The sequence below is a fragment of the Dietzia sp. KRD202 genome (genome assembly GCF_017168155.1).
Lineage (GTDB): Bacteria > Actinomycetota > Actinomycetes > Mycobacteriales > Mycobacteriaceae > Dietzia > Dietzia kunjamensis.
Window position 1 is genome coordinate 1 of sequence record NZ_JABFAN010000050.1, and the last position, 432, is coordinate 432.

A 432-nucleotide genomic window follows, 5' to 3' on the forward strand; every position below is an offset into this window, starting at 1 on the left:
ATACTGTCGCCAGGGATCGGTGCCTCCATGTAGATAACACGACGAATAGCATTCTGATGCTGCACCAGCATCGGGTAGGTATTCCAGATGCCGATATCATGGGCGACCAGATCAAACGTCTGATTGCCACTGAATTGTTTGGCAAGCTTATAGAGCAGCACTGCAATATCGGTGGCTCTATAGGAGGGGGGAACAGCCGACTGGCCCAGACCTGGCAAGTCTGGTGCAACGACGGTGAAGCTTTTTGCCAGCGCGGGCATCAGTTGGTGCCACTCATACCACGTTTGTCCAAAACCATGCACCAGATAAACCAGTGGGCCCGATCCGCCTTTGACGTAATGAAGTTTAACGCCGTCGATGGTCTGATACCCACTAGTGAATCCATCGGGGATCGGGAATTCATCAGCGGGGCAAGTAGATGAAGCATTAGAA

At 52.1% G+C, this 432-nt stretch carries 1 protein-coding gene; it reads right to left on the reverse strand.

Annotated features, from left to right (window positions below):
• The coding region (locus tag J1M64_RS18505) for an alpha/beta fold hydrolase (RefSeq protein ID WP_206475151.1) at positions 1-432 on the reverse strand (432 nt) is incomplete at both ends.